Source organism: Cryobacterium sp. MLB-32 (assembly GCF_000738085.1).
In the GTDB taxonomy this organism is placed as follows: Bacteria; Actinomycetota; Actinomycetes; order Actinomycetales; family Microbacteriaceae; genus Cryobacterium.
Map to the genome: position 1 here is coordinate 1 of NZ_JPRS01000145.1, position 6576 is coordinate 6576.

General features: G+C 65.6%; 10 protein-coding genes. 1 reads left to right on the plus strand and 9 read right to left on the minus strand.

The genetic code is table 11. The features are described from left to right. Nucleotides 1-447: 447 nt before the first annotated feature. From JF66_RS13475 to JF66_RS13495, 7 genes are all read right to left on the minus strand, one after another. Complete coding sequence (locus tag JF66_RS13475; RefSeq protein WP_231556422.1) at nt 448-936, minus strand: uracil-DNA glycosylase; 489 nt, start codon at nt 934-936, stop codon at nt 448-450. Between the two features lie 254 nt (nt 937-1190). Further along, nucleotides 1191-2006 (minus strand): nuclease-related domain-containing protein, encoded by an 816-nt coding sequence (locus tag JF66_RS13480; protein WP_051973533.1) that lies wholly within the window; start codon nt 2004-2006, stop codon nt 1191-1193. 79 nt (nt 2007-2085) lie between these two features. Beyond that, nucleotides 2086-2769, minus strand: a complete 684-nt coding sequence (locus JF66_RS25135; protein ID WP_304413059.1) for an HD domain-containing protein — start codon at nt 2767-2769, stop codon at nt 2086-2088. Further along, on the minus strand, nt 2709-3035 hold the full coding sequence (locus tag JF66_RS25140; protein WP_304413060.1) for a hypothetical protein: 327 nt from the start codon (nt 3033-3035) through the stop codon (nt 2709-2711). The genes JF66_RS25135 and JF66_RS25140 overlap by 61 nt, the downstream gene beginning before the upstream one ends. A gap of 26 nt (nt 3036-3061) precedes the next feature. Then, nucleotides 3062-3841 carry a hypothetical protein gene (locus tag JF66_RS13490; RefSeq protein ID WP_035878972.1) on the minus strand — a complete coding sequence of 260 codons (780 nt, stop codon included), beginning with the start codon at nt 3839-3841 and terminating at the stop codon, nt 3062-3064. After that, on the minus strand, nt 3838-4200 hold the full coding sequence (locus tag JF66_RS23680) for a hypothetical protein (RefSeq protein ID WP_197059414.1): 363 nt from the start codon (nt 4198-4200) through the stop codon (nt 3838-3840). Before JF66_RS23680 ends, JF66_RS13490 begins: the two co-directional genes overlap by 4 nt. Beyond that, nucleotides 4146-5294: an ADP-ribosylglycohydrolase family protein gene (locus tag JF66_RS13495; protein ID WP_197059415.1), complete on the minus strand. Its 1149-nt coding sequence runs from the start codon at nt 5292-5294 to the stop codon at nt 4146-4148. Before JF66_RS13495 ends, JF66_RS23680 begins: the two co-directional genes overlap by 55 nt. 89 nt (nt 5295-5383) lie before the next feature. Here JF66_RS13495 and JF66_RS13500 point away from each other — a divergent pair, with 89 nt between their 5' ends. Beyond that, a complete protein-coding gene (locus JF66_RS13500) occupies nt 5384-6010 on the plus strand; it encodes an NUDIX domain-containing protein (RefSeq protein WP_035878974.1) in 627 nt (208 codons plus the stop codon). Between the two features lie 22 nt (nt 6011-6032). On the opposite strand, the gene JF66_RS23685 is transcribed toward JF66_RS13500, so the two are convergent. Continuing rightward, nucleotides 6033-6197, minus strand: a complete 165-nt coding sequence (locus tag JF66_RS23685; protein ID WP_197059416.1) for a hypothetical protein — start codon at nt 6195-6197, stop codon at nt 6033-6035. A gap of 173 nt (nt 6198-6370) precedes the next feature. Then, nucleotides 6371-6576 (minus strand): hypothetical protein (locus tag JF66_RS13505; protein ID WP_035878977.1); only part of this gene is annotated, 206 nt, incomplete at its 5' end.

Consider the following 6576-nt stretch of genomic DNA (forward strand, 5'->3'; position numbering starts at 1 on the left):
AGCACGTAGCGCCCGATTCTCACTGGCAGTCATGGGTCCACTCGCTGAGCATCATCACAGAACCGGGCGAGAAATTTGCGGTCCCGCTCGCAACAAGTTCGTCGAGGAGAATGAATACGCGCGCGAATCCCTTCGCGGTTCCTCTTGCAGGTGCCGGATTCTGCGCTGGGCAAACTACGTTGTTGCTCACCTACAAAGTCTCGCAGCTCCACTTCAAATTTGACATCCTGTCCGTCGAGTTTTTTTCACTTTCAGGGCGCTCGCGATGGATATCATCCTGTGGGCGCGCTGTATCCAGCCCCGGCTGCCGCTCCACATCCCTGTCGCAGCTGCCCAGCTTCGTCTTCGATCCGCTGCGCCCAGCTGATCGACGAGCACCGCAAACGCGACGCCGTTCCGTACGTGATGGCCACCGCCCGCTGAGACTGATAACACGAGGCCGTACATCTAGAGCGCGATCGCAGCCGCCCGCTCGACTGCGACCTTCAACTCAGCTCGCTTCCCCGCCTGGTTCATCGCCAGCGGAGACGGATGCCACGTCTCAATAACAATCACCTGGTCACCTACACACGGAGCCACGTGCTTCTTCCACCCGCGCTGCGCCGCTCGGCCACACAGGACCACCACCCGAAGCTCACTGAGGAGGGGCAGGAGGCCAGCCAACTCTTCTCCACCCAGCTTGAGTTCGGCCGCGGTGGGCTTGCGACTCGCGGCGCCGAGATACCACGGAACGATATTCCAGTGCAGCGCGCCTTCGTGCAAGCCTGCTTCGTTGCGCAAAGCCCAGATGTTCGCGGCCGTGCCGTCATTGTTGTCGACCGAGATGAATCCGGAGCCAGGGCGCCGGTTGCCGGCGTTCGTCATCGGCCCGGGAGCCTCGAGTATGAACAGGACCCGAGCGCGCACTCCGGCTTCGGCCGGGTCAAAATGAGGCACGAGAACACTCGGGTCTTGAGGTCTGCGGCGAGAAACGAGCTCCGCAGTCCACGCCCGCAGAAGCTGAACATCCTCGACTTCATGCAACATTCGGAGACGTTCGGCGACTTGCGTCGGATACTTCAGGGCTCGAGCTTCCTCGGTAAACACACGCCAAGCTTACGCAACCCAAAAAGACCTCGCCCCGCTCAGCGCCCGGAGGGGGCTTCACTGTCAGGGCCCCGCACCCGACTCAGGGGTTACCTTGGGAACCCTCAGAGACGGCCGATTCCTCCGGTGACCACCTGGACATAGAGGGGGATTCCAACGAAAACGACCAGCGTCGCCACCACCGCAAAACTGAGCAGCGTCCACGAGATGCGCCGCACGCGCGCCGTTCTCACCTCACGGTCGATCCGGGTGAATTGTTCCATCAGGTTCGGAGTGGGTGGCGACGTCGGTGCACTCCAGGTCGATGGCGCGTCGACTATCGCCGTGAGCTCAACCAGTTCGGCTTCGGAAAGCGCATCGGGTCGTTTCAGAAGCCACCGCCTCAAGTTGTTCGAATCCAAGACCTGGACCGCGTCAGGTGTGCTCTTGATCGTTAGTTGGCCGGGGCTCACCAGCGCGATCACGGCCTGCGCCGGCGGGAGCTGCGGCATCCGCTCGCAGAGCATTTTCGTGACGCGAGTCGCCTCGAATTTTGAGTTGCGAAGGTGAGCCTGCTTCTGGCCGTTTACCATGAATGACCGTTCAGCCACCCAGATCTTCTTACCGCGATGGTGCTTGGTGTTGATGGTGAAGATTCCGCCCGGGCCGATAACGAGGTGGTCGACGTCGGCACCGGCCTTTCCGATGGGAAGTGCGTGAAAAACGCGCCACTCCGGCGGCAGTTTGCTGAGGACTCTGCCCACCTCGATCTCACCCAAGGCACCGAGGTACCAGGAGACACTGTCGGTGGCAAGCGGGGAGCGGCCCCATAACCTGGCCAACCCAGAGCGCGGTGCCAAGGTTTGCTGTTCGCGGAGCAACTCTTCGATGACCGATTGGGCCGCGATCTGCTCGCTCATGTGGAATGCCTGCGTTGTCATGAATCCCTCGAAGTTGAGTATCAATGAGCGTCCGCTTCGGCGGACGCTCAGGTGGTCGTACAGGTCGCCAGTGGCTCGGCTAAGCCGACACCCGGTGCTCCTCGAGAATCGCCGCCAAGGTCGTGCCGAGCAGCCGCGCCGACTTCTCGTACTTCTCCGTCAGCCGGACGCGCGACTGGTCCGACAGGCCCGCGTGACGCTCCGGATCGGCGTTATGAGAGATGTCGGCCTTCTTCACGATCAGCGCAAGCGGGTTGGCCTTGACGCGCGCCATGGACTCGTCGAGCGAGTCTCCTTTCACCTTCGTGACAGCATCCACTGCACGCACGATTTCCTCGGAGAAGCCCCGGCCGCGCAGGTCGTCGAGGGTCACGGTGGTGTCCTCCACGACGTCGTGCAGCACGGCGACGATCTTCGCATCGGTGCCGCTCACACGCTGCATCACGGCCAGGGGATGGTAGATGTACGCGACGCCGAGCTTGTCGACCTGGCCGGCGTGAGCCCTTCGCGCCAGGGTGATCGCCTCGTGAAGCCCGGAGGGCTGGGCACCTGCGATGAGATAGTCGGTGATGGCTGTCCAGGTCGGGAACGCGGCATCCGGCCCGAATTGCAGCCACTCCCCCTCAAACTCCCCGGCACCGTTGGCCGAGCGGTCATCCACTAGGAAATCGCCGCGGTTGAGGTTCTTGTGGTGCGAGAGGATCAACCGCTTGTAGGCGGCGGTGTCGCTCTTGAGCCCCAGGTGCTTCTGCACCCAGAGCACCTTGTCGTGCCACGCCGTGGCGTTGTGCCACGCGCGGTGGACAAGATGTAGGTATCGAAGTGCTCGGAGAGCTCGCGGTAGGCCTCCAGCGCATCCGGGAGGGGCTCCATCAGGGCGAAGATTCCGGGAGCGTCGTCGTAACTGCCCTCGTACTTGAGCCGCGCCGCCTCGCTCAGCCGACCGATGCCGCTCGGAAAGTCGACTAGCGTGTTGTCGAGGTCGATGTAGAGGATCTTCTTTGGCGCGGGCCGGTCGGCAGTTGTCACGGTGGTGCTCCTTGGTTCGGGTTTCATCAGGGCAAGTAGGGGCCGAGAACGCGGGCCGTGGTGAGGGCGAGCTTGCGCCCGATGTAGTCGTAGGCCGGCATCAGCTCGGTCGCGCCCCGTTCCGTGTGGATCACGCCGGCCGAGTCGAAAATGGCGATCGGCTCGAGGTTGCGCAGCAGCGCCCAGAACGGCTGGAAGAACTGCAGACCGCGGCCGGTCGCCGCGATCTGCGCATCCGCTGCCCGGGCGTATTCGTCGCGGGCCGCGATGGCCGTGGGGAACGGCTGAAAGTAGGCGCAGTCGGGGTCGTCGTAGGGGTTCATTGGTGCCGGAACCGCGTACCACTCGTGCCGGTCGTCGACCGCGGTGGCGAGCGCGCTGGCGATCACCCGGTAGGTGAGCGAGTGCGGCGTGGTGATCGGCACGGCCTTGGGAATTCCGAGACCGGCCGCCACTTCGATGCGCTTCACGGTTTCGTGCGGGCTGACCGCCGCCATCATCTCGATCCAGCTGATGCTGGTGAGGACACCGTTCACCAGGTACTGGCAGCCGCCCACCAGATCCCACTGGATGTTCATGCCGTCCTGCTCGTCGTGCACCATCACTAGGCGGCCGTCGCCGGGAACCTCGTGGCCCGAGATACGCAGGTGCGGATGCCGCCGCACGAGTTCGCTCGCCAGCCACCAGATCTGCGCCGTGAGGAAGCGATCGGCGGGCGGGGTGTAGTCCTCGAAGCGGTCATCTCCGTCTTCGTCGTCGTTGGTCATAAAGTTGTCTCCGGAATCGTTCGATGCTGAATCGCTCATGCTCGGGTCTCCTCGGTAGTCAGGTCATGCTGGGCGGCCGCGCCCAGACGCAGGATGGCGTCATGCAGGAAGGGCTGCGGGTTGGCCGCCGGCAGGGCCGCCACAACCTCGGCGAGCGCCCGCTCGATTGGCACTCCTTTGTATATTGCTGAGTACAACGCCCCGACGGACGGGGTGCGGCTCTGCGCTTGCGCGCAGTGCAGCAGCACCGTGTGGCCCTCGGCCCGCAGCGCGGCAATGGAATGCACGGTGTCGAGCAGCACGAAATCGAGATTCAGGTTATTGGCCGGATCGGGGTCGTCGATCAGGCGCACCTCAACGTGGTGACGGATGCGGGTGGGCACCTGAGCGGTGCCCACCCGGCAGAGTGAGACCACCGCGTCGACCTCGTCCGGCAGCGCATCGAGCGCCCCGGCCGCGCCCAGCCAGATGCCGTCATCGTGCGGGTGGCGTACGAGGGTGGAGACGTCGCGAGGTAGGCGTAGTCGAAGCGGGCCAGAGTTTCGGTGCCGCTGGCGCGTGCTCCGAGCCGCACCAGGTCCGCGGCGGTGAGGTCGGGCCAGCCGTGCACGATCCGCCGCCACGCGGCCGGAACCGCGGATGCGCCCCAGCGCGCGCCGAGCAGGCCGCCGGCGATCGCCGCAACGGTGTCGGTGTCGCGGCCGCCGCGAACCGCGGCTTCGAGGGCGAGTCGGAGGTGCGTGGCATCCGTCTGGTCGGTCATGCAGATGGCCGACCAGGCCCCCTGCAGCGCCTCGACGACCCAGCCGTTGCGGGCGAAGTCCGAGGGCACGCTGGTTTCGGCCACCGCGATCCGGCTCTCCCAGAGGTCGCGCCGGTCGGCGGGCAGCAGGGGCAGGCCGATGCGCACGTCGAGTTCGCCCTCGAGCACCGCGTGCCGGATGGCCAGGCACCAGAGCACGCAGGCGTCGCCGGCATCCGCTTCATAGTGGGTGAGGCCGCTCACCAGCCGCGCCGCCTCGGCGAGCGCCGCCGGATCGTGCAGGTACGCGAGCGCCACGGGAGCCGTGCGCATGAGCGAGCCGTTACCGGCGCTACGGCCCTGGCGTTCGTGGTGCGCCCTCGCCACCGCCCGCACCGCGGATGCCGTGGGCTCGGTGCGGGAGAGAACCGCCCGCAGCTGAATCCCCACGTCGGGCGCATTTTTCGCCCAGCCCACCCACTGGGCGACGATGTCGTCGAGCACGGTTTCGTCCCGGAGGTCGAGGCCCGCGGCGGCGGCCCGGGCGAGGGGAATGGCCATGGACGTGTCATCGGTCCACTCCCCCGGTGCCCAGTTGAAACCGCCTCCGCCCTTCATGTAGACCGCGGTGCCGTCGGGAAGGGGAGGCCCGAATTCGTACCCAGCGCCGAGCGCGTCGCCGCAGGCCATGCCAAGAAGCACGCCGGCTGCGCGGTCTCGCTGTGCGGTGGTGAGTGTCGTCTGGGTCATCTGGTCCCCCTGATAGTTAGCGCGTTCGTGATCTATCTCTAACGTAGCGCACAATTCCACAATTGGCGCGAATCTGCGATAATTGCTGTGTGACCATTTATCGAGACACCGGCGACAAGCTGCTCACCGACTACCCGCGGCCGTCCGTGGCGGTGGACACGGCCGTGCTCGCGGTGAAAGACGGTGCGGTGTGCGTGGCGCTCGTACAGAATAAGACCGGTTGGCGGCTGCCGGGAACGTTCGTGCACGAACGGGAGACCCTGGCTGATGCGGTGCTGCGCTCCCTGCGCGACAAGGCGCACATCGAGGGTTTGCGCCCGCGCCAGTTGCACGTCTTCGACGCTCCCGACCGGGACGACCGGGGCTGGGTGATGTCGGTGGCGCACCTCGTGGTGGTGCCGGAGGCATCCGTTTCCCACGTCTCCCTCACCCCCGTGGCTGACGCGCACGATCTCGTGTACGACCACGCCACGATCATCGAGATGGCAGTGCGCACGCTGCGCGCCGCCTACCTCGCGGCCCCCGACCCCGAGCACCTGCTCGGGCCGGAGTTCACGCTGCTCGACCTGCTACGGCTGCACTCGGCGATCGCGGGCGAGCTACTCGGCAAAGACACGTTCCGCCGGCACATGCGGAGCCAGCTCGTCGAGACGGATGCCTACCGCCCCGGCCTGGTCGGCAAGCCCGCCAGGCTGTTCCGGCACGCGGAGGCCTGAGCTCCTCCACGGAAGTCCATGGTCACTCCACCAGGTGCGCCTGCGCGTCACCGCCCGCGCGTCCACCGCCGAGCCAGCGGATGGCGTGGTCTCGGAAGTTGAGGCCCTCTGCACGAACGGCCTCGCGGCCCGCGGTGGCGCCCGGCCTCGTGTTTGACCTGCCCGGCGTGCCCGGTGGTGGCGTCACCAGCTCACCGACACTGGACGGCCACGGTAAGACACTGAGCAGCCACCTGCTGAGCCTGGAGGTTCAGGGCCGGAGCTCAGAACTTTGAACGCGGCAAGATCTGCCAAGGCGGCCAAAGCGGAATGAGTCAGACATGACAGGTGTCGTAGCGCACTTTTAGACAGCCAGCCCGATCAGCCAGCGTCCGCTGTCGTGATGATCGCGAGCATATCCGTCCACGCTGCCCCGATCATCGGGGTTACGTCCCTGCCGACGGCCAACACTTTGCCGACCGTAACGATGACGGAATTCGTGTGTGCACTAAACCTGCCGTGTTTTTCGACCTCCGCCGGAGACCATTCCTTGGCTAGGGTCACGCGGTTCTCCGTGACGAGAATGA

Bases quoted from the DNA above. Each gene is read 5' to 3' on its own strand.
- JF66_RS13480 (WP_051973533.1), bottom strand. From the start codon at position 2,006: ATGACAACGCAGGCATTCCACATGAGCGAGCAGATCGCGGCCCAATCG.
- JF66_RS13490 (WP_035878972.1), bottom strand. From the start codon at position 3,841: ATGAGCGATTCAGCATCGAACGATTCCGGAGACAACTTTATGACCAAC.
- JF66_RS13495 (WP_197059415.1), bottom strand. From the start codon at position 5,294: ATGACCCAGACGACACTCACCACCGCACAGCGAGACCGCGCAGCCGGC.